Genomic DNA, 24,303 nt, shown 5'->3' on the forward strand with positions numbered 1-24,303 from the left:
CAAACTAAACAGGCAGTAAGATGATCTTGCCGTTCAAGCGTGTGGTTTTCGATTCAATGAGATCAATCGCGGTTTGCACTTCATCGAATGGCAGATAGCGGTCGACGTCGAGCTGAATGTCGTTTGTGATGAAGTGATCTAGCATGCTTGTGAATTTATCACGGCGAACATCTTTACCTTCGGCTTCTTCCCAATAGCGTAAGAAGAAGGTGCTGAAATCGATGCCTTGGCTTTTCACGTGCTTAAAAAAGCGTGGTTCGTAAAAATCCAGCGACAGCGTTCCATAGTTGATAAAGCGCCCATTGTTGCCAAGGGTGTGAATAAGATCGGTTCCGGGTGAACCGCCAATCGCATCAAAGGCAACGGTTGGCATAGGCAAGCCTAACGCCTTAATTTGAGAAACTAGATCAGCGTTCGAATCTAACGCCCAACTAGAAGTGGCTGGGTATTGTTCCGGCTGTGATGTAACGACAATGATTTTGAAGCCGAGTGATGCTGATAACTGGGAAAAGATCTTACCGATGGCAGAGCTGCCTGCGTTGATGATCAACACATCTTCTTGGGTTAGCTTCGCTACTTCTGTCGTCAATACCCATGCGGTTAGCGCATTAATGTACAATTGACAGGCGTAGCCATTATCTAGATGCTGAGGAATTTGGAACAGGTCATCTGGTGATACATCGACGTAGGTCTGCCATGTTCCACTGGTTGCCACAAGCACGCTCTGGTTCACTGCAAACTCAGCATTGCTGGACTCTACAACTCTTCCTACCGCTTCAAATCCAGGTACTCTCGGCGGCTGGTGGCTATGCTTGTACTGCCCAACACCATAAATCGACAACAGATCACTAGGATTGATGTTAGTCGCTTCAATTTGTACGCGAACTTTATCTTTGTCTAGTGCCCCTAAAGCGACATGTTCTAACTTGAGAGATTCTTTTGGCTGACCGAAACGGAACTGGCTAATTCGGGTGTTTTGCTTAGTGTCAGTCATAGTTCGGATACCTTTATGGGTTATGAGTACTGCATCGATTTTAAGTGTAGCGTGTTCATAAACAATCTTGGGTCGCTAATATTGCTCAACATTGATGTTGTTGGCAATCGATTGTTCAAATTGAAATTAGTTAACCAAAAGTTGACCAACACCTATCTACAATGATTCCTAGTTTAATAACTAGGAGTTAAGAAAGATGAACGTGCCTGAAGTAATGTCTAAGTGGAAAACATTGCTGGCTCTGACCATGGCCTTGTTTGCTCTTAAGTTTCATCTACTTCTGATTTGGGGGCTATTTTGCTGGTTTTGGGGATGGGAAAATCTTCGCGCAAAAGAAGCCTTCTTTGTTGAACGTATTGAGCTAAAAGAACATCCAGTTTTGTTTACCTTGATCATCATCAGTTGGTTTGTGATTGGAGGGGTATATTTCTATATGGACAATAGAGTCTTTGAATTTTTTAGCTCTTTGTAGCAAAGCAAAAGTTAATAATTAGGATACGTTATGAAAATTTATTTAGTTAAAGCGTCTGCTGGCAGCGATTACTCAAAATACAAAGCCTCTACGGGGGGACCTCCACAAAACATCTTTGCCGCCGCTTCTGCGACACCAAAGTGGTACAAGTTAGATATGGTTGATGAGACCATAGGTGCAAAAGCCGATCTCTATACTGAGGCCGATCTGGTGGTGATATTTATGTCGACCCCTGATGCTTATCGGGCTTACGAGCTCGCTTCTAAATATAAGAAAAAGGGCAAAACAGTCATACTCGGTGGGTTACATACTCAGTTTAACCCAACAGAAGCGGCAGAATATGCGGATTGCTTGGCGATGGGAGAAGTTGAGAACTACTGGGTTCAGCTGCTACGTGATGCCGAGTTTGGCTCACTACAGCCTATTTATGAAAGCTCTGAGCCTGTTGATCTCAGTGTACTTAATCCATACCCAACAAATATCATCAATCCAGAAGTGTACAATTATACATGGTCAGTGGTCGTGACAAGAGGTTGTCCATTCAAATGTAATTTTTGCTTGGTACCAAGGTTCTTTGATAAGTTCCAGAAAAGGCCAATCGAAAATATCGTCAGCGAGTTAGAGCACCTCAAGACATTAGGTATTGAGTGGGTCGAGCTGCACTCCGACAATCTCACCCATGATCGAGAATATGCCTTAGCGTTGTTTAAAGCTATTGAGCCTCTTAAGATGAGTTTCTACGGGGAAACGACAGTCTTGATTGCTCGTGACACCGAATTGCTTGATGCTGCGGTGAAAGCAGGGTTCAAGGCGGTATTGTTAGGGATAGAAACGCCTTCTGAAGAGGCATTAAAGGCACAAAAGAAAGGCTTTGTGAAACCCTCTAAGATGAAAGAGTACATTGCTGAGATAAGGTCACATGGCATTGAGGTATGGGGAGATTTCTTGTTCGGTTTTGATGAACACGATACTTCAATCTTCAAGCAAACCCAGAAGTTCGTTGAAAATATCAAGGTTGATAAGGTCATCCCGCATTATATGATTCCGTTTCCGGGTTCAGAGTCTTTTAATAACTTAGAGCGAGAGGGGAGACTCCTCACTAAAGATTGGTCTAAGTACGATGGTAGTCACCCGGTTTATCAACCAAGTCGTATGAGTGTTGAAGAGTTAGAAGAAGGCTTGTATTGGATTTGGCGTAAGAATACGAGCTTCAAAGATAGAGTCGCTGCTTGGTTCAATTAGAATCTGTGCTTGATTGAGTTAAGTGCATGGACTGCTAACCACTGAAGTTTATAAACAAGCCTGAGTTATCTGGAATTCAGAATTGAATTAGTACATTTTAGAGGCTCCATGTGGAGCCTTTATATAAAGTATTCACCAAACTTACTTGGCGTAGCTGTGAAATTCCGCGATTAAAAATCATAGCTTTGTTTGATTGGCTCACAGACTAGTTTATATTTTGCGTCCGCTGCTTCTTTCCCTGCAAATTCTAACATCGCTTCTGAATAGCCCATTGCAGTGCCGAACTCTTCCATTATATAAGGGTCTTCTTTGACACTCACAGTGCGATCTTTCGATAGTTCGACAATAAACTTAGCGTAATCTTGGTCTTTATCTAAGCCTGCCGCCCAACCAAAACAGTGAGCCGCATCTTGCTTAGGGAATTCGTTAAAATCTTCACCATTCACTTCGGCTAAAGCAGCACCCGAAACAAGTGCTGTAAGTAGTGACATGCTATTAATTAATTTTTTCATATTGCTTATCTCGAATATTGAATATGAAGCTATCTTATTGCGAGCGCTATGAATTAAATGTGAACATATTTGTTATTATTTTCAAGTCATGTGACTTTTGATGCAACTGTTTTAATCTCTTACGAGCAAAGCATCGATTTTAAGTGTAGCGTGTTCATAAACAATCTTGGGTCGGAAATGTTGCTCAACATGGCTGGTGTTGGCAGACAATCGTCATCAACGTAGTCGACATAGTCTGCCGCCGAGTCAAAGATCAAAATATCCAAAGCCAAACGATCCAAGCCATAGCGACCTCGGTGGATCATGTCCGCTGAAAATACCAATAAGTCACCGGCGGCTAACGGTATCTGCTTACCAGCAGAGATGTCATCGCTGCTCACTTTGCCATTTTCTTCTTGCCGAACATTGTACTCTTCTTCATTGTCCCAGCGCTTGTGTGTGCCAGGGATAAGCTCCATACCGGGCTCGTCAAAAATAGGGACTCGCAGGTGCAATACTTGGGTTTCCATGATGACTTTCATCTGGTCATCAATGTCATAGTCGTATTGACAGTCGCGATGCCAGAAGTCTTTTTGCTGCGGATTTACCGGGTTGAAGAACAGCTGTGTATTCATGAATGCCGGTTTGTTCGGAATCACCGCATCAACCACGTCCATCACTTGTTTTGAGCTGATGAAGTCGAAAAGCACACTTCTATCGTCGGCAGGCAAATACTCGCTTCCCGTAATTAAAGACGAGTTAAATGCTTCTTCTTTATAGAATTCTTCGTTGTCTGCTTTCCATGATTCATGGAACTTCAGCACGACTTTTCTAAGCGATGCAATCTGAGCTTCATCGAAATAATTTCTAATAACAAAGTAACCATCTTCGTCGTATTGGTTACTTAATTGTTGGCTGTTTTCTACCACTGACTACCTTCGTTCATTCTTTTCTGTGTAATAACTAGGGGCTGTTGACCTTTCGTGGTTAAGTTTTGTTCGGATGGGGACGCCTAGTCAAAATCGTTTTAGGCGCGGCGAAGAGTATGTAGCCTAGCATTCTAAGCAAATATTCTTCAACAAAGCATAAAACGATTTTAGCTGAACCCTTCGGGCAGCTCTTGTGGTTCATTTCTACTGCGTTATCGGCTTTTCATGTAGGCCAGCTACACGTCAAAGCCTCTTCCTTATATAAATTTTCCACAAGATGCTGCAAAACCCAGCTCGAATGGCCAACAGCCCCTAGAGATTTCTTGGGCGCATAATGCCAGACAGTCGTCATTCAACCAAGCAACGAGTGCAGAAGCCTGTAGATTCCGTGATGCTATGAAGCCATATGGGGGCGAGTTTTACATGTCTATCCAGATCATGGACTCATGCGACAAGAATCTCTGCATATGTGATCTATCCCTTATTTTATAAAATACAAAGATTCATATAGTGAATGTTTCTTTGGTTTGTATGATTATTAACCATGTTGTGATTTGGTTTGCGTATGGAAGATAGAAAATCATGGATGGTTTTTCGCTGGATATGAGAACACTTAATTTTATTATTATTTTATTTTCTTTCATTTACTGTATTGGCTTATTGTTATTTCAATTCACTCAACAGCCAATTAAAGGGCTTTCAATCTTTTCCATTTCAATATTTGTTATCGGAACTGGGCCGTTGATGTTGAGCCTAAGAGGGGAGTTCCCTGATTGGATCACCGTTATTGGTGCCAATATGGTCATTGCGCTTGGTTTTCATCTCGCCTTGTATAGCTTATGTCTGTTTCGAGAATACTCTCTCAAATGCACCTACCTCAGTAGTCTAATGATGTTGGCTCTTTTGCCATGTTTTATTTACTTCACGTTCTATGAGCCTTCCATCAAGGCTCGAATTATCCTCATTAGTTTATATCTGGCTTTTGTGACTCTTTGCACTGCCTTTGCGGTATTAAAGGGCCGGCGTGATGACTTGACCCTAGGTATTCGGATGATGGCCTTGTCATTTACGATATATGGCGGGTTTATGGTTTTCCGAGTAATGGTGACGCTATTTTCGGCTGAGCTGCAGGATTTCATGGCGGCCACGCTTATTCATCAACTTGCCTTTTTAGTGAGCATCGTTCTTATTGTGTCGATGAGCTTTACAATGCTTTGGCTGATTAATGCAAGGTTGCTTAGTTCTATTCACGAGCTCTCCTACAGCGATCCCCTAACGGTACTGGGAAACCGCAGAGCATTAGATGAGATGGTTCCAGTTATCATGAAGCAGGCTGAGACTGCGCCTGTCAGTGCCATTATGATGGATATTGATAATTTTAAGTCGATCAATGACCAACACGGACACATTGTAGGTGACCTCGTGATCAAGTCTTTTGCTGAAATGGTTCAAAGGGCGATAAAAACATCGCCCAAAGCCAGTGCGTTTCGTTTTGGCGGAGACGAGATAATGATTTTATTGCCTAATGTCGATTTTCAACAAGCTCAGGTTATTGCCTGTAAGTTACGATTGTCTATTTCAGAGGTATCAGCAGTACAAGAACATGAGATGTTTCTGACATCGAGTTTTGGTGTTGCTCAGCTTCACCCGCATGAGAGTTGGAATGGGTTTATTAGCCGAGCCGACAAAGCGTTATATCAAGCGAAAACAAACGGTCGCAATATGACTTCAATTTGTCCTAGTCATATTAACCAACTCGCCACTGCTTGATGATGACAGATCTCTAAGCGTTAGTTTGATGCGGGCACTAGTTTGATGCGGTCCACTGTTTTGACACGGCCATTATATTGTTGGCTGTGGCGCTGAGTCTGTTTTTTGGCTTTGCGTTAACTTCTGAGGAGGAGTGGCTTCAGATTCTTCTGCAGACGTAAAATGCTTATCTGTTAGCGTCACGGTCATTGCTTCATGTTTCACCGTTATGGTTGCCGTTTCTGACTTGGCTTGGTTTGTAGTTACGGGTTCAGCGAATGCCATCATTGAGGTTGTAAAAATGATTGTTGCTAGTGCGATTTGAGCGAGTGTTTTCATTGGGCTGTATCCTATTGGGTAAGAGGGAATTACTAATAGCTGATACGTGCACTATAAAAATTATCTGGAGGTCGTTCTTATCATTTTATGCCACCGTAAAAATTATACGGTGGATGAATGTTTTGCTTGGCATGATTTGCCCGTTCTTATTTGCCTACGCCCAAGCATGACGACGTTCAACTTACTGCCACATAACCAATACTGCTGCGATAGAAAGCAAGATGAGCGCAAGAATGTCTTTGCGCGCGATGCTTTGCCCTAACCAGAAGTAGGATATTAACACCATGAAGATCACTTCGACTTGCCCAAGCGTCTTTACGTACGGCACGGCTTGAAGCGACATCGCGCTAAACCAACCCAGAGAACCGATAACACTCGCTAGGCTTGTCATCACGACCAGTTTAGATTTCTTGAATATCTGGCGCAGCGTGTCTCGCTCTCTGAAAAAGAGATACGTACAGATAATGCATGTCTGAAGAGTTATCACCAAAAACAGCACCCAAGCAGCGCTATGAGGGAAGGGCAGCCCTATGCTCAAGCTTGCTTCACGTACCCAAAGAGACGTTAAAGCAAAAGCGGTACTACACGCCATACCTAACAAAAATACTTTTGGAGACAAGCTTCGCCAACCAGAAGAACTACTCATGATTAGTACGCCTAATGTGCCGATAAGCACGCCGACCCAACCTGTTAGTGTCAAAGCAGTACCAAAAAATAATACGGATAGCACAGCAGATACGGGGGCTTCACACTTAGCTAAGCCTGCTCCTATCGCATAGTTTTCGAGCTTAAATAACATCACCATTAAGCCCGTCGCGAGGATCTGCATAATGGCTGCTGCAATAATGTAGAAAACAAACTCACCCGAAAAATCAGGTGTGGATACTGGCTTCCATTGATAGAGGGCGCACAGATAAATTAAGGCGATTGGGCCTGCCCAGATAAAACGCGCTAGCGTCACACCAGCAACACTCATGGTGCCACTTAACTTGCTTTGAAAGGCATTGCGCCAAGATTGGCTGAAGGCTGCGAGAAGAGTAAAGGCTATCCAACTAAATGACATGACGCTTCCGTGTGTTATATAAAATTATGATTATATTAACAAATTTAACCAATAGAAGAAGGGGCTTGTTTGTTTATTGAGCGTCTATTTTCAGGCGATAGTCTATTTGGGTAAATCAGAACTTTGTGCGAGCTAACCTTTGAAGGGGCAGCTCATTGAACTTCAACACAATATAGCTAGCCGCCTCAAAAAATGGGCTCTTTTCGGTTCTTGAAATAGAACAGTGCGCTGATCGTAATGAACAACAGAGTGAAGTAATAGAAAAACGAAGACAGTGAAGCTAAGAAAGCGAGGTTCTGTTCTATTTCTTGTTCGGTGTAGCCCTGAGACACCAGTTTATAGTAGTAAGCGTACAAAATACCGATCAGGCCGTATCCGAGATTAAACATCAGGCCTTTAAAGCTGAGGACAGTGGCTCGGTTGTGCGATTCGGTTTTTTTATTCAGGTGGTAGCTAATGAAAATGTTCATCGTCATGATAATAAAAATTAACACCAATGCCGGAATGACCCCGTAAATCGACCAACCTAAACTGATCCAGTAATAAGTCGCCATGCTTGCCAATCCCATAACTACAATGAAGGTTTTAGGTTCCATACTCTCTGCTAATCTTCGGCTTTGCCCTGCCAATATAATCTTAAGCAAGCTGATACCCGCGCCAATAAAACCAAAGTAGATAATTGGAATATCAATGGCTAAGTAGTATTGGCTGTTCATGGTTAGGAACATTCGCGAGGTGTGTTCGAATAGGCTGTAGTAGAGCAAGATGAACAGCACGTAAGGCGTAGCGAATACCCACTTACCCGCATCGATCGTCAATTTAAGACTTGAGATGGTGGTTGCCAATTTGGTTTGGTCGCTTGGCATCACCTTTTTCTCTTCGCGCATATTAATCGCGGCATAGATGGCGAGCATCGCAACAAATAGGGTGGCGAACACCGGAATACGCATCAGGTCTTTAGTGCTTTCTGGTTCGGCTAGTCCAAGGAAATGAAAGATGTTCGTCATAAAATTCACGTCGTACATCGCCGCACCAATTAGTGTGACAAAGATACCGACCGTTGAGGCGACACGAAGCTGTATTTGCAGCACTCGAGGCCACAACTCTTCATTGCCTTGTTCTTTTAAGGTGTCGTAAGCCAATGCCTCGTCGGCGCCGCTGGCCAGTGCCATCGCTAAGCCACTGAGAATCCGGTTAATCAGAAAGACAATGAACACCAAGTCGGGGTTTCCGGTTGGTACTAGCGCGATCATTGCGATCTCAACAAACATCACGATCGAAGACAGCACCACTAGTTTCTTGCGGCCTAAGGTATCAGCGAACGCGCCCGACGGCACCTCAGCAAGCACAATGGTGGCTGCCCACACTACGTTGAGCATCGCGAATTGAGAAAGAGTTAGCCCGTAATCTAAATAGAGTAGGGTGAATATAGGGTAGTAAAAACGCGCAAAGTAGCTGCTTCGAAACATTAAGAAGTAGCGGACATTGGGAATGTTAAGGATCTCTTTGAGCGTCATGATAATTTCAGTAATTTAGATAACACATTATTATGTATAACCCTTTTACTCTTTTAAATCATGGAATTGTTGCCAAATCCCTAAAATATCTGATTTAGGTGATCTTCGAGTTCATGGTTCATAGTTCATAGTTCATAGTTCATAGTGGGTTATAGGTTTCTCTTCTTCAAATCACTTCCCCCCTTTCATTTAGTTTGTGGTGCTCGTTTCAACTTGCTCGACTGATTTTGGTGCAAGATCGAACTTCTACAACGTCGCTCTCGCATTTATATCTTATTGTATGATTTAATTATTGGTAGTAATGATACGCAATGAATCCAATGTAATTGAGGAAGTGAGCATGATCTTAGAGTCATTCAGTCTGGAAGGTAAAGTAGCGATAGTGACTGGCTGCAATACGGGTCTTGGGCAAGGTATAGCATTAGGCCTAGCGGAAGCTGGTTGTAAGGTTGTCGGTGTTAACCGTAGCGAGCCTGAAGAGACTGTTGAGATAATGAGTGCTGCGGGTCATGCGTTTTTAGACGTACGTGCCGACCTTCTAAAGCAAGAGTGTATTCCTGGCATTATAGAGAGAACTTTGGCTGAGTTTTGTCAGATCGACATCCTTGTGAACAATGCTGGCATCATCCGCCGTGAAGACGCGATTGAGTTTTCAGAGCAAAATTGGGATGACGTAATGAACGTGAACACCAAGACTGTGTTCTTTATGTCTCAGGCTGTTGCAAAGCAGTTTAAGGCTCAAGGAACTGGCGGAAAGATCATTAATATTGCATCGATGCTCTCATTCCAAGGTGGCATTCGAGTTCCTTCCTATACGGCTTCAAAAAGCGCTGTGATGGGAATGACACGTGCGATGGCGAACGAATGGGCACGCGATAATATCAACGTTAATGCGGTAGCACCCGGTTATATGGAAACGAACAATACTCAAGCTCTGCGTGAAGATGCTGTGCGCAATCAAGCGATTCTTGAGCGTATTCCGGCTGAACGTTGGGGTAAACCGCAAGATATCGCAGGTCCTTGTGTGTTCTTAGCCTCATCAGCATCGGATTACATTAACGGCTATACCATTGCTGTTGACGGTGGTTGGTTAGCTCGTTAACTGACCTTGTAACAAACACGGTTAAGAATTTTAAATTTGCAGCAATCTTGCAGGAGAACATAAATGAAAATCGCACTAATGATGGAAAACAGTCAGGCAGGTAAAAATGCCATGGTTGCAGTTGAGCTAGAGTCAGTGGCGGGTGGCATTGGTCATGATGTTTTTAATCTAGGTATGACCGACGAGAATGATCACCACTTAACGTATATCCACTTAGGTATCATGGCTAGTATTCTCATCAACTCAAAGGCTGTGGACTTTGTTGTGACGGGATGTGGAACAGGGCAAGGTGCTTTGATGTCACTGAACCTGCATCCGGGTGTGGTTTGTGGTTACTGCCTAGAGCCATCAGATGCTTTCTTGTTTAACCAAATCAATAACGGTAATGCTCTCGCTCTCGCTTTTGCTAAAGGCTTTGGCTGGGCTGGTGAACTCAACATTCGTTATATCTTTGAAAAAGCGTTCACAGGCGAGCGTGGTAATGGGTATCCACTAGAGCGAGCTGAACCACAGCAACGTAACGCAGCAATTTTGAATGAGGTGAAAGCGGCGGTGGTAAAAGATAACTTTATTGATTCTCTAAGAGCAATCGACCAAGAGCTCGTGAAAACAGCGGTTGGCAGTGAGCGTTTCCAACAATGCTTGTTTGATCATTGCCAAGACCCAGACATTGCAGACTACGTTCGGTCACTTTTAGATTAACTTTATCAAGAGCTTACTTAGCTGCTAGATGAATATAGAAAAGAGGAGCCCTGAGGCTCCTCTTTTGTTTTGCTCTGTGAGCCTGACAGTTATTTTTGGCGTGAACAAGTCATACGTAATTCGCTTTAGATGATCAGTTCACACGTTTGAAGTTAGGCAACAAGGTCTCTTGCTGCTGCGCTACAAACGCTTTACTTGGTGAGTATGCACGGAAGTAAACAAACCAGTTTTCGTCTTCTCGGGTTTGCACCCAGTTAGCTTCGTTCACACCTGCTGGCTTAGTTGGCGAGAAGTGGAAGGTGTAATTGCCTTGTGCGTCTTTGACCGTTCCTTCGATGTTTGAACCTACATCGGCACGCTCAATGTCGTTGTCGATGATGGCGCGGTTCTCAACGTTGTAGACAGTGATTGTCCAGAACAGATCGGCGAAGTTTACATCACCATCCAGAGTCAGAGTGTAGTGGTTGCTGCCATTAAGCCCCTTACCACTATCATCACGGTAGTTGTCTAGGTAGATCTGACCCCAACCGCCATTCTCAAAACCGTGCATTGCAACGTCATTAGTTACAGCTTCGTAGAACCATGCTGCGCGACCATCGAGATCCATACCGTAGTAACGGTCTTGGTTCGGTGTGGAAGCCGTCGCGACTTCCCAAAAGTTGCCTTTTTTACCGTAAGCTGCGTGTGGCAAGCGTTCTGTTTTGTTGAAGTCGATGTTCTTAACCATTGCTTCCCCCATCACTACAGCTTGCTCTAAAATCTCACGCTGCTGACCTGATGGCTTAAACGCCTTACCTTTTTCAATACCCAGTGGGCGTAGCATGTCGTGCATCATACGATCACGCTCTGCTACAGGTTCTGCTTGAATGGCTTCATTCAGCGTGTCCCAAAATTCCATGCCTCTAGGGTGCTTAGCATCTTCACCACGATCAGGGAAATTCACGCCGTTATCACTCAGTGGCTTACCGTTGAGGTCTGTAATTTTGAGAGCCTCTAAGTCTTTCATACGTTGTTTGTCTGAATCTGCCATTAAACGAACTCCGAAGAAAACATAATTGGTGTCCGACTCAAAAACCTTAGCGCCCTTTGGTAGGTTGGTTGGTGTTTCAGCCCCTTTGGCTTTGACCACATAGACACCTGGTTCTGTCATTTGAGAAATACCGATTTGCCACATGGTGTGTACTGCGCCGCGCAGTTCATCGGTTGGAATCTCTATAACAACGGGCTCTTTTTCTACGTTAAACCAAGTAATCGCATAAGGCGTAGAGGTGTTGTAAGTTAAGCCTCCTAGCTTAGATTCGTGAGACTCAACATAAGTAATTTGGCCATCCTCAGCACCCATGTCAGCATAGGCTTGTTTCCATGCGTAGTTTGAAACCAAAGGTACAGACCAAATATAAGCTTGTGACGCGCGTTGATAGTCCATCAGTTCAAACAGTTTTGCTGAGCTTTCTTGTGTTGGTATACCATGAAGAAAGTCGGTTTCGAAAGTAAAGTCACCTGCACGCGTTTGGATCGTTTCTGTCGCATCACCGTTGCCTGCTATCGCTGTGGCTGAAAACAAGGCTGTTACAGAAACTAGCATGGCAGCAGAGCGTAGTGGGCAAGTGAAACTACCGACAAAGGCTTTAGATATCATATTCATAATGTGTCCTCAAAAACTCAAAATTATTCGTCAAAACGGGAATGGCTCGTCGAACCGAAATCATTGGTTCAAACTGGAAGAGCTCATCCAAGCAGAAAGTGACTGCTTAAAACTGATAGTTAAATTCGATGCGGTGATCACCGTCTTCGATACTGGTGTTTTCTGTCCAATTTGCAAAATAACGAACGTTCGCCCTTGGGTTAATCTGGTAGCTCGCAGCAAACTCATGTGCGAGTACAGAATCACTGCCCTCGAATCCATAATCTTTGAACGTTGATGAACCAGACATCGTGCCTAAATACATAGGGTTATAGTTCAACCAAATCTTGTCGGTAAGTTGCATTTTTGCGTACATACCCGCCACGTAAAAAGTACCGTGCATGTTGTAGCGATCACGAAGTTGATCCGCGTCGAGGTTGCCTCCAGAGCCTTCTACCAACTCTTCACCTGCAGCAACACCGACACCCGCAAGCGGATAGAAATTAAACATGCCCATTTGTGGAAGAGCCTGTATAAAGCTGTATGACGCACTACCTTGATTACTATCGAAATCCCAAGACATATCGACTTGCGTGCCTCGACCATTGGTTAAGTCTACGCCGAAGTTTCTGAAACGAATCGAATCGATACTGTCATCTGCGCCTCGGTTATTCCAACCAATAGCCTCACCAGCTATGCCTTTGACTTCGAAAACATTCATACCCATAGTTGTTTCGCTGCCAGTGTCGTAGGTTTGTCCGACTTTAAGGTTTAAGCCTTTGTCGGTGTAGCCGAAGCCACCTTGTGTATAAACGGCTAACGGGTCTGACATGTCTTGAATTTCGGCCTCTTCCGCGAGAACGTTACTTGCTAAAAAGAGAGGGGTTAGAGTTAGGATGGAACGTCGTAATAACATAGTTGCCTCATAGAGTTATCTCACTACATCCATGTCTTCGTGAAGGTGGGATAACTATACAAAGTGGACTTTGTTAAGTTAATTCATATAAACTTAACTATTCGTTAAGCAATGCTTTATGGTGTCTCATGAAACTGAACAATGTCGATCTGAACTTATTGAAAGTGTTTGTGGTGGTGTATCAGGAGAAGAGTTTGAGAAAAGCGGCTGAGAAGTTGTTTGTCTCGACACCAGCGGTTAGCCAAAGCATCAAGAAGCTTAAGGAATCCTTAGGTGAAGAATTGTTTGTGTTGTCACACCAGCAGTTTTTACCAACGCCTTATTCGGACGACCTTTATCAGCGTGTTTTCCCGTTATTGGATGGATTGGTTACGGCGATAGAAGAAGGAAAACAGTTTAATCCCACGGACCTCAGTGAAGATTTTAAGATTGAGGCGAATCCTCACATTTTGCCTTGGTTAACACCAGCTCTCTTCCATCAACTCTCAATGGAAAGTCCGCTTTCTAGGCTGATAAGCCATACTAGTTCCCAAAACTCATTAGAAAGACTTAAGAGTGACGAGATTGATTTTGTCATTCACTTTGAAGCTAAGAATTTGCCTGCTGAGATCATTGCCGTACCTCTCGTGAACTTAAAGTTTGTATTGGCAGTAAGAGAAGATCATCCTTTCAAGGCATCCATCGCGACGATTGATGATTTGTTGTCGTTTCCATTTGCTCACGTTGACCTTGCTTATTTCGACCAAAACAAACATTCACGATTGGAAGAGGAAGTCTTAAGCCAAGGTAAATCGATTAACATGGCGTTGCGAACGACTTCTATTGTCGGGTTAATTGAAACGATCAAGTACTCCAATATTATCGCGCCTTGCATGCCTCCGGTGATTGAACAACATAAAGGTGTATTGCGCTCAATCGCAATTGAAGGATTGGAAGAGGGAACCGAGGAGATGGAGGTGTTCGCTTATCTTCATAAGAAAAACCAGCACTCAGCTAAATACAAATGGTTACTGGATTTGATAGAAACGGCGATGGTTGAAGCCAACCATCAGTAAGCTTTAACTGTGATTGTTTTTAATTGATTCAATGAGTTGACCAAAAAATGCCCTCAATACATCTCTTGAGGGCATTTTTTATTAACTATTAACTATTAACTATTAACTATTAACTATTAACTATTTAACCATTAATTCGCTTAACCGTCCGTAGCCAGTTATTCACTTTCTGTTTCTTTAGAAGCGTTTGACGCCCAGCCTTTCTCTAGCCAGTTGTCCAGAACGTGTTGCAATGCTTTCAAAGAGGTTGGCTTCTCTAGGCGACCATCCATCAACTTGCTGATCATATCTAACTCGTGTTGTCCTGATTCGCCAGACAAAGCAATGATTGGCGTTTGAGGAGAGCGTGCCTTGATAATTTGGCTTGCGTCAAAACCATTCATTATCGGCATTTGTACGTCCATTAAGATCAAATCGACCTTGTGTGTTTTGAACAGTTCGACGGCATTCTCACCGTTTTTGGCTTGTAAGCTATTGACGCCAAGTCGGCTCAGGTACATCTGAACAAGCGTGCGTTGTACTTCTTTATCATCGACGATCAGTACGGTTGGAGCCAAATGATTCCCTGGGGTTAGCGTGCTTGTTGGTTCTGAATTTTGCGTTGCCGCTTGGTTATCTGGCTTCGCTTCTACGTTGGCTTTGCTTTCAGTTGTGGTTTGATTACTTTTCCAATCATTGAAGTAAGGCGTACGAAGCGCGTCTGCTTTGGGTGCATTGGGCACAACAGGGAAGTACAGGTGGAACTCAGTAAACTCGCCAAGTTTGGAATGGCATTCAACTTTGCCACCAAATGAACGCATTACACGTTGGCAGTAGCCTAAACCTAAACCACTACCACCGCTTTTTTGGTAAGAGAAGAAGTCATCAAAGATCTTATGAACGATGGCTTCGTCAATGCCGGGGCCGGTATCACGGAATGTGAGGACGTTCTCGTAAGCCCCAGTTTTGGTGCTGATCTCAATTTGGCTGTCTGGATAAGAGTCAAAGTAGTAGATCGCGTTACGTATTAGGTTGAAAATAACGAAGTTGAATAGGGTTTCATTCAGTTTTGCGACAAAATCAGCATGTTGTGGTAAACGAATTCGCTCAATGATCTTCTCGTTTTCAAAGCCATAATGGCTGACGGCTTGATCCACGGCCTTGTGGATAGAGGTCATGGTGATTGGTCCATGCTCGGGTGAGCTGTCACTGACTTCTCGCAAGATGATATCAATCAGCTGTCGACCACGTTGAATCGCAGCTTGGCCGTTCTCAATATCAAGTAAGATCTGTTTCGCTGGCGCTTGATTATCAATGTGCTGTTTTAATAGTTCAAATTGCAATTGCACTTGAGCCAGTGGGTTACGCATTTCATGAGCGATTGAGTTAGCAAGGGCACGACTTTGGCGGATGCGTCTATCAGCTTCAATAGTGCTTTGTACTCGAGTTAACAAGGTTTGCAGGGCAGAGATCTCTTCGTTAGAGAACATCTGATCGTTGCTCTTGTGTGACGATACCAATAAATGTGTAACTGATTTCCCCTGGCCGAACAGAGGCATCACCAAAGCGGTATCGTTGGAGCTCATCTTGTCATACAGGGCTTTCATTGAGCGCTTGGCTGGTGCAGTGTAATCAAGCTCCTGAGACAACTCATCGAACACTAAAACGGACTTGTTAGTAGACAGATAATCTTCGTAGAAGGTTTCGTTGTAGTTGCTGTTAACTAGACGTAGCTTATCTTCTGGAATTTGCAGTAGGCTACCCAAACGACGCATTGCATCATCAATTGATAGCTTGAAATCCTCTTCTAGCGCGAGGATCTGTTGTACTGGCGTTTTCTTGTTTCCGTAGATAAAGAAGGAGGCGTAGTCGCTCACACGTTTGTAGAGTAAATGCCAAGTGATGCCGATAACCGCGCAGATCGGGATAGCAATGAGCCATTGGTTATCGTCTGTCAGTGGGATAAATATCGCGCCAAAAGGTATCACCAAAATTGCACACACCAACAACGTATTTAAGCTCATGTACGCAAGGTATTTCACGCTATAGAAGCGAGAGGTCAGTAGAGCATAGCCAACGAACAACATCTCACTGATCGACAAGGCTGGTGGCAGCCAAGTGAGTGAGAAGTCACGCAAGAAGTAGGTCATACCTAGATGGATTGTCGCAGTAGACAGCATGAACACTAAGATGCCCGCGATCATGTAGTTGGTTTTGGCTAAGGTAAGCTTGCTGCTGTTGGCGCGCATGGCCACGAGGTTGAATAGTGTCAGGACAACGAAGCTGATCATCCCGATAAAGAAGTACGGTGTGTGTGTGCCAAACTCGATCACGAACTGGCTTGGGCCAGCAATCGTGACATGTTCAACGGTTAACCCCGGACTTAAATTGATAAAGAAGGAGTAGACCGTCAGTGTGACAAAAATGGCTTGCTGCCACGCATGAACCTTACCATTACGTTGTTCGGCTGCGAGTTTGCACGAGAAGTAATAGGCAAAGGCAAACGCAAAGAAAGAGGCGAGGTTGGCAAACTTTGCCGCGAACACAGCGGCCGAGGCCCCAAGTTCTGGTAATAAATCGGTATGGAAGTAGGCGTTGCTGCTGATCCACGCAACAATACAGATCGAATACGCGATGTAAGGGGCATGGTGTGTCCCCGCAATGACTTCGTTCTTTTGTTTTAGGCGGTAGCAATAATAGAGCAACCACATAACAACCACAGCCACGGTTGCAAGCAGCGTGATTGCTTTTGCATAGATGATCGCCTCTAGGCCAAAATCAAACATGTTCATCCTTTCTTACCGAACTCGGTTTTAATACCGCCCTTGCTTTTTTTTCTGAGATCGTTTTTGCTGAGATCGTTTTTTCTGCAGAACTCAATTTTTCTAGTGAGCTTAGCTTTCTGCTCTCACGCACTGCGCTTTTGTAGCTGCGAAAATCGACGTCATTGAATGCTTTTACCATCATCTCGAAATTCCAGAACCCACGATAAATTGTTGTGCCGTCATCATTTAATTCGCAATACCCTGAGTGGAAGTACGCATTGGGTTCAATAGTTTGATAAAACTGAAGCATGAAAGGTTGCTCGATAATAGTGAAGCCGATTTTGTACCCTATTTGGTGTAAGACACTCATCAGCTCTTTTTGAGCAAGATAGAGGAAATAGAGCTTTTGTTGAGTCTTACCACTGACTGTCAGACGCAGTACTTCACATAGGGCGTGTTTAGCCGACAATTGTAACTGGAATTGCTGGTCAAATTCTGGCAGAGAGTAACACTTTGACAGTGTAGGCGGTGTGAAAAGTTGTAGCTTCGCCAGTTCGTCGTAACCGTGATTAGGTAAACAGTAGTGCCATTGCTCATTGCTGAACGGGGGCGCGTAACTTAACCACGTATCACTCTTTGACCAATCTTGAATCAGCGCAGAGGAAACCAGTGTCGGAAAGGCTTCATCAACTGGATGTTTGAGTAGAATAAAATGCTTACCTGCCTGAGAAAGGTGTAATAAAGGCAGCATCTCAAACCATTTCTCGCCCTTGATGAACACCTCAAGATTGCTTAAAGCAATGGCATCGCTGATTGACATTCCTTGTGGGTGACAGGGCGTTTGCACTACAAGTTGAGCATCTTCGATGTGTTCAACGATTGCACCGTAGTAGGCACTATCTTTAATGGGCAGATCAACAGAAGAAGGGGACTTGGTGTTCAATGGTGATTTTGCTTTGATTGCGGCAATTTCACATTCACACCAAAAATCTAACCAATGCATGTAGCACTGGCCTACGGCCTGCTCTAGAAGATCAACCTCTTCAGGTAGTGTGTTTGGATAGCGCAGAATCAGATCGCGGTAGTCCATCACCTCAAACAATACCGAATAGCTTTTGTTTTGATGCTCAGGGAAAAGCAATTCTAATTGGCTTCTACGATATTCTGTCACGCTTTGGAAAAGAGCAGTGCGCTCTTGTGGCTGATAGGTACTGATGACGAGCTCTATCAGAGCTCGCTGTTTTATTTCGATAGACAGACTGCTAGCCAACAGTGAGCCTAAAGACGACGTTATTTTCATTTGATTAACCGAACCTAGCCTAGGTTTATATAATTATTTTTATTCGATCTGCACTGTCTACAGGACACAAATTTTTTTAGTATTTTTTTTGAGTCATGTTACTTGGAGCGAGTCTGCCGTAACTTTACTTAAGCCTATTACTTGAGGGATAAGTTGCATAATCGGGCGAGATTCTACTACTTGCACGGCCCCTTAACAACATAGGCTTGTCATATATTGACTAAATCATGTAAGAATAAAATACATTACTATCAACAGTTTGTGATGGTTATTCCTGTATTTGATCCAAGTGTAGTTAAGTCGAGCATAAACTTTTGAATTTATAAAATAACGTGAAATATCTATTTTTTGAACCAATCTCATAAATCATATGCAAGTAAATTCACCTTGCTAGTTGTAAGGAATATAACGGCGACCCTAAATATACAATTAACTAATGAGTGTCGTATGTCTCATCCCCGTTTATTCCCACGTCATCGTTTGGCGCTTGCTTGCATGATCGCCAGTGTTTCTAGTTTTTCTTTTGCCGAAAATCAATGTGATGTTGCTGATCTTCAACAGGCATCTGATCTCGCTTCTTCAGTTTCAGCAGCAGACAACGCTTGTTATAGCGCTTGGTTCTCGGCAGATGAAAGTTCATTGAACAATATCTACAGCGAAGCGAGCTTAAGCCGCATTCAATTTACGCTGAACCTAGAAATAGCCCGTTATCGAGGCGAACCTGAACAAGCTCGTAGGCTAGAAAACCTTGGTGAGTTTGTTCGTGCGGCTTATTACGTTCGCTATAACGCACAAGCACAAGACTTCAGTGAAGCGTTGAGCCAGCGGTTTGCTCAGTCAACCATTGCCTTCCTTACTAATCCTAATGCGCTAAACCAAGGTCGTGAACAAGTTGGAGCAATGAAAAGCCTGACGCTAATGGTTGATAACGTAAAGCAACTGCCACTCACTATGGATGCACAACTTGCAGCACTGAGTCACTTCAATAGAGAGACCGCGCAAGACTCACAATGGGTCGACGGGCTAAACAATCTGTTTCGAGCAATGGCTGGTCACACGGCTAGAGATGATTTTTACGATTATATGGCGAGTCATACTCAGCATATCGATACACTTGCAGCGTTCGCTCGTGATAACTCATGGGCACTGGATACTGATGCCGGCTTTCTTGTTTATAACGCAGTCCGTGAAACAGGTCGCTTGCTTGCAAGCCCAAACAAAGAAACTAAAGACAAAGCGTTGCGAGTTATGCAGCAAGTGATGGCACAAAACCCGCTTGGCAGTGAGCACGACAAACTTTGGTTAGCTGCGGTTGAGATGATGGGGTATTACGCTCCTTTAGGCTTAAACGGATTGGATCTTGAGCAAGCAAAACGTGATTTAGCGATGCGCGTTCTACCTAATCGTCATGAATGCCAAGGTCCTGCCATTATTCGATCTCAAGACTTGAGTGCGTCACAAGCCATTGAAGCGTGTGATGTGTTGGCGGCCAAAGAAGCACAGTTTCATCAAGTGGCGAATACGGGCCAACAACCTGTAGCCGGCGATAACAACAACCGCGTTGAAGTGGCGGTATTTGGCAGTAAAGGCAGCTACACTGATTACTCTGCATTCTTGTTTGGAAACACCACCGATAACGGCGGTCAGTATTTAGAAGGAAACCCTGCTGAAGTGGGTAACGTGGCACGTTTCGTGGCTTACCGTTACGCCAATGGCGATGACCTTTCTATTCTCAATTTAGAGCATGAGTATACTCACTATCTCGATGCGCGCTTTAACCAGTATGGTTCCTTTAGTGACAATTTGGCTCATGGTTATGTGGTGTGGTGGCTAGAAGGTTTTGCCGAGTTCATGCATTACCAGCAAGGCTACGATGCCGCGATTAATTTGATTGCTAGTGGAAAAATGAGTCTGTCGGATGTGTTTGCGACCACTTACTCCCACGATTCTAATCGTATCTATCGATGGGGTTACTTAGCGGTGCGCTTTATGATGGAAGAACACCCGCAAGAAGTGGAAAGCTTATTGGCATTGTCTCGTTCTGGTCAGTTTGCCGAATGGGCGCAGCAAGTGAAAGTGTTTGGGCAACAATACAATGGTGAGTTTGAGCGTTGGTTAGAATCTGTCTCAACCGAGCCTGAAATACCAAACCCAGGAGAGCCAACTGATTCCACCGAGAAGTTCACGGTGCTTGTCGCGAACCAAAGCGTGGTGCTGAGCGGAGAGGCGTATAGCGAACAGTTGTTTTATGTTGATGTGCCAGAGAACACCAAGCATTTCGAGGTTTCTATTGAAGGTCATGCTCTAGGACAAAGCCAAGGTGATGCTGACCTCTACGTGAGTTACAACAAACAGGCGCATTACTATGATTTCGAATTCAGCCAATATGGAAACGGCAGCAATGAGCATGTGACGTTTGAACCAGAGGCATCAGGTTATATCAAACCGGGACGCTACTACATGAGTATTGCGGGGCGTACCGATTTCAATGATGTGACACTGTTGGCTTCGCTAGAAACAAAAACGCCAACACCACCAACACAAGAACAAGATGATTTAACGCCTGTAGTATTGGAATCCGGTCAGGCTCAAGTATTGACTGTGCACCAACGACGTTATGCAGCAGTCTATGTACCACAGGGCGTACTAGAGGTTCGAGTGTGGTTGAACGATAAGAATACTGAGCAACCAAATCGAGGCAACGTTGACCTGTTCGCCAGTCACTCATATTGGCCAACGGCAGGGCAACATGACTATGCGTCTGATTACCGTGGTAGCAATGAGTACCTACAAATCCCTGTAACAGAAGAAGGCTATGTGCACTTCTTACTTAGTGCTGAACAACAAGGAGATGATGTCGAGATGTTGGTGTACTTTCATTAAGACACTAACCTCAATGGCTTTTTATCATCAATGATATTTAAGCCATTGAGATAACAAGCTGAGCATGAGTGCTCGGCTTTGTTTTTCTGACAGTGTTCTGTGTTTAGGGGATCGTTACAGCATAATTTCTGATGAAGTGATGACATTCGAGGTTTAAGCTTGTCTGCATATGAAACATCATTGTGGGTAACGCCTCGTGAATGACAGAGGTAGAGAGAATTTATGAAGAAAGTACGATTAACATCATTACTTGGAGTAGCAACCTTGTTTAGTGTCGCTGTGTTAGCAGGATGCAGTCAGAAATCTGAGGTTCCAGTTCAATCACAAGAGAATACGAATCCGATTTGTAGCACTAAAAATCTGACGGGTGGTTGGTCGCAAAGTGATATCACACCACAAGCTAAGCAAGCGTTAGACGTCGTTCTTGGCCAAATGAACACCTCTGCCAAGCTCAAACAGATCTTGAGTGTTCGAACTCAGGTTGTCGCGGGTTTGAACTATGCTATCGAGTTTGAAATGGATAATGGTGAAGTGTGGAACACCATCGTTTACCGTTCTCTACAAGGTGACATCGAAATGACGCAACCTGCACAGCAAGGTCGTCTGTGTCCATAGATCAACTGGTCCAGAAATTAACTGGTCTATTGATTAACTAGCATGTGAATAACTTCGCACATAAAAAATGGCTCCTATATAGGAGCCATTTTTATTCTACTTAGAGGCATTTTTAAACGTTACTAGTTTGCCAATGCGGGTTCCGATAACTCTTGAACACAAGCTCGGCTGATGTCTTCATCAATGTAGGCCATCCCAAGTTTATTCAGATAGTCCATGCGATCGGCTGTGCGAAGCTCAATGTCGGGGCCTGCAATGTCGTTCTCTTGATAGATCTCGGTGAGGTGAGACATGAATTGCTCTCCAACACTCATCATCAACAGGCTCATTGCGCCTACATCCGGTCTTACTTTTGCTTGTTGTTTGTCAGATAGATTGACGGCTAACACGATAGGTTGCTCTTCACCCTCAAAACGAGTGCTGCGCTCGCGAATGGTTTGCTGAGCCCAGTAATACGCCAGTTCTTTGCTCTGGGTGAGAAACACTGGTTCAACCGATTCGGTGTAGTTGTTACCGATGGTCGCCATGGTTTTTGAAGCGGCTTCATTGAGCGCTTTGTCTCCAGAGCGCTTAAGCCCTTGACCTTGAATAGACGCGAGTAAAGCTGAAGATGTGCCGTGATACCAAGTATCACCCGTTGCGAAACCATTTTCTGATAACAGTGTTTTTGCATCTTGTAGGTGTGTCGGAATTGAAGTCATAGGCACTCTCAAAAAATAAGAATCTCAACAAATATGAATCTGAACAAATATGGATACAGTTAGCTTAAACAGAAGTTGTTCGGTTAACCGTGGTGTGGAACACAAATCTGAGGCTTTGAGATAAAGCTGGCAGTAGTAGCTTTATCTCAAAGCCTTCCCCCGGATCTTACCTAAGTAAGAGAGAAGGGCGGGGGAGGCTTTAGTCTTAGCGATTAATCAAAAGTGTTAGCGACTAATCAAAAGTGCTAGCGATTAATCAAATTGATTCGATGTATTCGCTTCACCTGCTGCTTTTAGTGCATTCTCACCAGCAAAGTACTCTTTGTGGTCATCACCCATGTCTGAACCAGACATGTTTTGGTGTTTAACACATGCAATGCCTTGGCGGATTTCTTTACGTTGAACATTCGCAACGTAACCCAACATGCCTTGGTCACCGAAGTACTCTTTCGCAAGGTTGTCAGTAGACAGCGCTGCAGTGTGGTATGTAGGTAGTGTAATCAAGTGGTGGAAAATACCCGCTTCACGTGATGCATCGGCTTGGAATGTGCGAATCTTCTCGTCAGCGCTTGCAGACAGTTCCGTTTCGTCGTATTCCGCACTCATTAGGTTTGCACGGTCGTAAGCTGATACATCTTTACCTTCTGCTGCCAGTGCATCGTATGCTTGTTGACGGAAGTTTAGCGTCCAGTTGAATGATGGAGAGTTGTTGTATACCAGTTTAGCGTTAGGGTGAACTTCACGTACGCCATCCATCATCTCTTTGATTTGACCAATGTGTGGTTTCTCAGTCTCAATCCAAAGAAGGTCAGCACCCGCGTTGATTGCTTCAATACAGTCGAATACACAGCGGTCTTCACCTGTACCTTCGCGGAATTGGTATAAGCCTGAAGGCAAACGCTTAGGTCGAACTAGCTTGCCGTCACGGTTGAAGCAAACATCGCCTTCAGCCATATCAGCAACATCGATCTCTTCAACATCTAGGTATGAGTTGTAGATATCACCTTGGTCGCCAGGTTCTTTCACTACGGCGATTTCTTTTGTTAGACCAGCACCTTGTGAATCGGTACGAGCAACAATAACGCCATTGTCGATGCCTAGTTCAAGGAAAGCGTAACGAAGTGCGCGAAGTTTTGCGTGGAAGTCAGCATGAGGAACCGTTACTTTGCCGTCTTGGTGACCACATTGCTTCTCATCGGCTACTTGGTTTTCGATTTGTAGACAACATGCGCCTGCTTCAATCATCTGCTTAGCCATTAGGTAAGTCGCTTCTGCGTTACCGAAACCAGCATCGATATCGGCAATGATTGGCACTACGTGTGTTACGTGGTTGTCGATTTTGTCTTGGATTCGGTCTTGTAGATTCACATCGCCAGCTTCACGTGCCGCATCTAGTTGACGGAATAAGCCACCTAGTTCACGAGCATCTGCTTGGCGTAGGAAGGTGTATAGCTCTTCTACTAGGCCAGCAACCGAGGTTTTCTCATGCATTGATTGGTCTGGAAGTGGACCGAAGTCAGAGCGAAGTGCCGCGACCATCCAACCTGAAAGGTATAGGTAACGACGGTCTGTCTTGCCATCAAAGTGCTTTTTAATCGAAATCAGCTTTTGTTGGCCGATGAAACCATGCCAGCAACCCAGAGACTGAGTGTATTGAGAGCTATCTTCGTCGTAAGCCGCCATGTCTGCACGCATAATATCTGCCGTGTATTGCGCAATATCCAGACCTGTTTTGAATTTGTTTTGAGCTCGCATACGGGCTGCAGATTCAGGGTTAATTGCATCCCATGGAGCACCAGCAGCGCTTTTTGCAACTTCAATCTTTTCGATATCTTGTGTAATTTGCGACATAACTATTCCTTAGT

General features: G+C 44.2%; 20 protein-coding genes and 1 pseudogene. 8 read left to right on the plus strand and 13 right to left on the minus strand.

Annotated features, from left to right (window positions below; all coding sequences use genetic code 11):
- Positions 1 to 4: 4 nt before the first annotated feature.
- Positions 5 to 994 (minus strand): zinc-dependent alcohol dehydrogenase family protein, encoded by a 990-nt coding sequence (locus tag M4S28_RS20185; protein WP_249633645.1) that lies wholly within the window; start codon positions 992 to 994, stop codon positions 5 to 7.
- A 20-nt stretch (positions 995 to 1,014) separates the two neighbouring features.
- A pseudogene (locus M4S28_RS26635) lies at positions 1,015 to 1,101 on the minus strand (phytanoyl-CoA dioxygenase family protein); the annotation flags it as partial.
- An 89-nt stretch (positions 1,102 to 1,190) separates the two neighbouring features.
- Here M4S28_RS26635 and M4S28_RS20190 point away from each other — a divergent pair.
- Together M4S28_RS20190 and M4S28_RS20195 are read left to right on the plus strand one after the other, a co-directional pair.
- Positions 1,191 to 1,466, plus strand: coding sequence for a hypothetical protein (locus M4S28_RS20190; protein WP_249633646.1), 276 nt, complete (start codon positions 1,191 to 1,193; stop codon positions 1,464 to 1,466).
- A 30-nt stretch (positions 1,467 to 1,496) separates the two neighbouring features.
- On the plus strand, positions 1,497 to 2,708 hold the full coding sequence (locus M4S28_RS20195) for a B12-binding domain-containing radical SAM protein (protein ID WP_249633647.1): 1,212 nt from the start codon (positions 1,497 to 1,499) through the stop codon (positions 2,706 to 2,708).
- Positions 2,709 to 2,878: 170 nt separating this feature from the next.
- Here M4S28_RS20195 and M4S28_RS20200 read toward each other — a convergent pair whose 3' ends face one another.
- Both M4S28_RS20200 and M4S28_RS20205 read right to left on the minus strand, forming a co-directional pair.
- The gene (locus M4S28_RS20200; protein WP_249633648.1) at positions 2,879 to 3,220 is read right to left on the minus strand and encodes a hypothetical protein; all 342 of its coding nucleotides are present in this window, start codon (positions 3,218 to 3,220) and stop codon (positions 2,879 to 2,881) included.
- A 119-nt stretch (positions 3,221 to 3,339) separates the two neighbouring features.
- Positions 3,340 to 4,128, minus strand: a complete 789-nt coding sequence (locus tag M4S28_RS20205) for a phytanoyl-CoA dioxygenase family protein (protein WP_249633649.1) — start codon at positions 4,126 to 4,128, stop codon at positions 3,340 to 3,342.
- A 582-nt stretch (positions 4,129 to 4,710) separates the two neighbouring features.
- Here M4S28_RS20205 and M4S28_RS20210 point away from each other — a divergent pair.
- Complete coding sequence (locus tag M4S28_RS20210; protein WP_249633650.1) at positions 4,711 to 5,898, plus strand: GGDEF domain-containing protein; 1,188 nt, start codon at positions 4,711 to 4,713, stop codon at positions 5,896 to 5,898.
- A 72-nt stretch (positions 5,899 to 5,970) separates the two neighbouring features.
- Here the strand turns inward: M4S28_RS20210 and M4S28_RS20215 are convergent, their stop codons facing one another.
- The 3 genes from M4S28_RS20215 to M4S28_RS20225 form a co-directional block, all read right to left on the minus strand.
- Positions 5,971 to 6,216 (minus strand): hypothetical protein, encoded by a 246-nt coding sequence (locus M4S28_RS20215; RefSeq protein WP_004731965.1) that lies wholly within the window; start codon positions 6,214 to 6,216, stop codon positions 5,971 to 5,973.
- A 181-nt stretch (positions 6,217 to 6,397) separates the two neighbouring features.
- Positions 6,398 to 7,279 (minus strand): DMT family transporter, encoded by an 882-nt coding sequence (locus tag M4S28_RS20220; RefSeq protein WP_017091732.1) that lies wholly within the window; start codon positions 7,277 to 7,279, stop codon positions 6,398 to 6,400.
- Positions 7,280 to 7,464: 185 nt separating this feature from the next.
- A complete protein-coding gene (locus tag M4S28_RS20225; RefSeq protein ID WP_249633651.1) occupies positions 7,465 to 8,796 on the minus strand; it encodes an MFS transporter in 1,332 nt (443 codons plus the stop codon).
- A 340-nt stretch (positions 8,797 to 9,136) separates the two neighbouring features.
- Between M4S28_RS20225 and kduD the strand changes: the two genes are divergently transcribed.
- Positions 9,137 to 9,898, plus strand: coding sequence for a 2-dehydro-3-deoxy-D-gluconate 5-dehydrogenase KduD (gene kduD / locus M4S28_RS20230; protein ID WP_249633652.1), 762 nt, complete (start codon positions 9,137 to 9,139; stop codon positions 9,896 to 9,898).
- A 63-nt stretch (positions 9,899 to 9,961) separates the two neighbouring features.
- Positions 9,962 to 10,600, plus strand: a complete 639-nt coding sequence (locus tag M4S28_RS20235) for an RpiB/LacA/LacB family sugar-phosphate isomerase (protein WP_249633653.1) — start codon at positions 9,962 to 9,964, stop codon at positions 10,598 to 10,600.
- A gap of 133 nt (positions 10,601 to 10,733) precedes the next feature.
- Here M4S28_RS20235 and M4S28_RS20240 read toward each other — a convergent pair whose 3' ends face one another.
- The gene (locus M4S28_RS20240) at positions 10,734 to 12,245 is read right to left on the minus strand and encodes a DUF1214 domain-containing protein (RefSeq protein ID WP_249633654.1); all 1,512 of its coding nucleotides are present in this window, start codon (positions 12,243 to 12,245) and stop codon (positions 10,734 to 10,736) included.
- Positions 12,246 to 12,351: 106 nt separating this feature from the next.
- Entirely contained in the window at positions 12,352 to 13,140 is a 789-nt protein-coding gene (locus M4S28_RS20245; RefSeq protein WP_249633655.1) for a hypothetical protein, read from the minus strand.
- A gap of 128 nt (positions 13,141 to 13,268) precedes the next feature.
- On the opposite strand from M4S28_RS20245, the gene M4S28_RS20250 reads away from it, so the two are divergent.
- Positions 13,269 to 14,195 carry a LysR family transcriptional regulator gene (locus tag M4S28_RS20250; RefSeq protein ID WP_249633656.1) on the plus strand — a complete coding sequence of 309 codons (927 nt, stop codon included), beginning with the start codon at positions 13,269 to 13,271 and terminating at the stop codon, positions 14,193 to 14,195.
- A gap of 158 nt (positions 14,196 to 14,353) precedes the next feature.
- On the opposite strand, the gene luxN is transcribed toward M4S28_RS20250, so the two are convergent.
- Positions 14,354 to 16,960 (minus strand): quorum-sensing autoinducer 1 sensor kinase/phosphatase LuxN, encoded by a 2,607-nt coding sequence (luxN, locus tag M4S28_RS20255; protein ID WP_249633657.1) that lies wholly within the window; start codon positions 16,958 to 16,960, stop codon positions 14,354 to 14,356.
- On the minus strand, positions 16,953 to 18,239 hold the full coding sequence (locus M4S28_RS20260; protein WP_249633658.1) for an acyl-homoserine-lactone synthase: 1,287 nt from the start codon (positions 18,237 to 18,239) through the stop codon (positions 16,953 to 16,955). The genes luxN and M4S28_RS20260 overlap by 8 nt, the downstream gene beginning before the upstream one ends.
- A 447-nt stretch (positions 18,240 to 18,686) precedes the next feature.
- Here M4S28_RS20260 and M4S28_RS20265 point away from each other — a divergent pair, with 447 nt between their 5' ends.
- Together M4S28_RS20265 and M4S28_RS20270 are read left to right on the plus strand one after the other, a co-directional pair.
- A complete protein-coding gene (locus M4S28_RS20265) occupies positions 18,687 to 21,122 on the plus strand; it encodes a M9 family metallopeptidase (protein ID WP_249633659.1) in 2,436 nt (811 codons plus the stop codon).
- A gap of 222 nt (positions 21,123 to 21,344) precedes the next feature.
- On the plus strand, positions 21,345 to 21,737 hold the full coding sequence (locus M4S28_RS20270; RefSeq protein WP_249633660.1) for a cystatin family protein: 393 nt from the start codon (positions 21,345 to 21,347) through the stop codon (positions 21,735 to 21,737).
- A gap of 122 nt (positions 21,738 to 21,859) precedes the next feature.
- On the opposite strand, the gene M4S28_RS20275 is transcribed toward M4S28_RS20270, so the two are convergent.
- A complete protein-coding gene (locus M4S28_RS20275; protein WP_121602290.1) occupies positions 21,860 to 22,438 on the minus strand; it encodes a hypothetical protein in 579 nt (192 codons plus the stop codon).
- A 252-nt stretch (positions 22,439 to 22,690) separates the two neighbouring features.
- Positions 22,691 to 24,289, minus strand: a complete 1,599-nt coding sequence (locus M4S28_RS20280; RefSeq protein ID WP_017085385.1) for an isocitrate lyase — start codon at positions 24,287 to 24,289, stop codon at positions 22,691 to 22,693.
- Positions 24,290 to 24,303: the final 14 nt, after the last annotated feature.

Source organism: Vibrio sp. J383 (assembly GCF_023503985.1).
Lineage (GTDB): Bacteria > Pseudomonadota > Gammaproteobacteria > Enterobacterales > Vibrionaceae > Vibrio > Vibrio splendidus.

Coding starts and splice junctions, on each gene's coding strand:
- M4S28_RS20275 (WP_121602290.1), bottom strand. CDS start 22,438: ATGACTTCAATTCCGACACACCTACAAGATGCAAAAACACTGTTATCA.
- M4S28_RS20195 (WP_249633647.1), top strand. CDS start 1,497: ATGAAAATTTATTTAGTTAAAGCGTCTGCTGGCAGCGATTACTCAAAA.
- M4S28_RS20240 (WP_249633654.1), bottom strand. CDS start 12,245: ATGAATATGATATCTAAAGCCTTTGTCGGTAGTTTCACTTGCCCACTA.
- M4S28_RS20200 (WP_249633648.1), bottom strand. CDS start 3,220: ATGAAAAAATTAATTAATAGCATGTCACTACTTACAGCACTTGTTTCG.
- M4S28_RS20250 (WP_249633656.1), top strand. CDS start 13,269: ATGAAACTGAACAATGTCGATCTGAACTTATTGAAAGTGTTTGTGGTG.
- M4S28_RS20190 (WP_249633646.1), top strand. CDS start 1,191: ATGAACGTGCCTGAAGTAATGTCTAAGTGGAAAACATTGCTGGCTCTG.
- M4S28_RS20265 (WP_249633659.1), top strand. CDS start 18,687: ATGTCTCATCCCCGTTTATTCCCACGTCATCGTTTGGCGCTTGCTTGC.
- M4S28_RS20280 (WP_017085385.1), bottom strand. CDS start 24,289: ATGTCGCAAATTACACAAGATATCGAAAAGATTGAAGTTGCAAAAAGC.
- M4S28_RS20260 (WP_249633658.1), bottom strand. CDS start 18,239: ATGAAAATAACGTCGTCTTTAGGCTCACTGTTGGCTAGCAGTCTGTCT.
- M4S28_RS20270 (WP_249633660.1), top strand. CDS start 21,345: ATGAAGAAAGTACGATTAACATCATTACTTGGAGTAGCAACCTTGTTT.
- luxN (WP_249633657.1), bottom strand. CDS start 16,960: ATGTTTGATTTTGGCCTAGAGGCGATCATCTATGCAAAAGCAATCACG.
- M4S28_RS20225 (WP_249633651.1), bottom strand. CDS start 8,796: ATGACGCTCAAAGAGATCCTTAACATTCCCAATGTCCGCTACTTCTTA.
- M4S28_RS20210 (WP_249633650.1), top strand. CDS start 4,711: ATGGATGGTTTTTCGCTGGATATGAGAACACTTAATTTTATTATTATT.
- kduD (WP_249633652.1), top strand. CDS start 9,137: ATGATCTTAGAGTCATTCAGTCTGGAAGGTAAAGTAGCGATAGTGACT.
- M4S28_RS20245 (WP_249633655.1), bottom strand. CDS start 13,140: ATGTTATTACGACGTTCCATCCTAACTCTAACCCCTCTCTTTTTAGCA.
- M4S28_RS20185 (WP_249633645.1), bottom strand. CDS start 994: ATGACTGACACTAAGCAAAACACCCGAATTAGCCAGTTCCGTTTCGGT.
- M4S28_RS20220 (WP_017091732.1), bottom strand. CDS start 7,279: ATGTCATTTAGTTGGATAGCCTTTACTCTTCTCGCAGCCTTCAGCCAA.
- M4S28_RS20235 (WP_249633653.1), top strand. CDS start 9,962: ATGAAAATCGCACTAATGATGGAAAACAGTCAGGCAGGTAAAAATGCC.
- M4S28_RS20215 (WP_004731965.1), bottom strand. CDS start 6,216: ATGAAAACACTCGCTCAAATCGCACTAGCAACAATCATTTTTACAACC.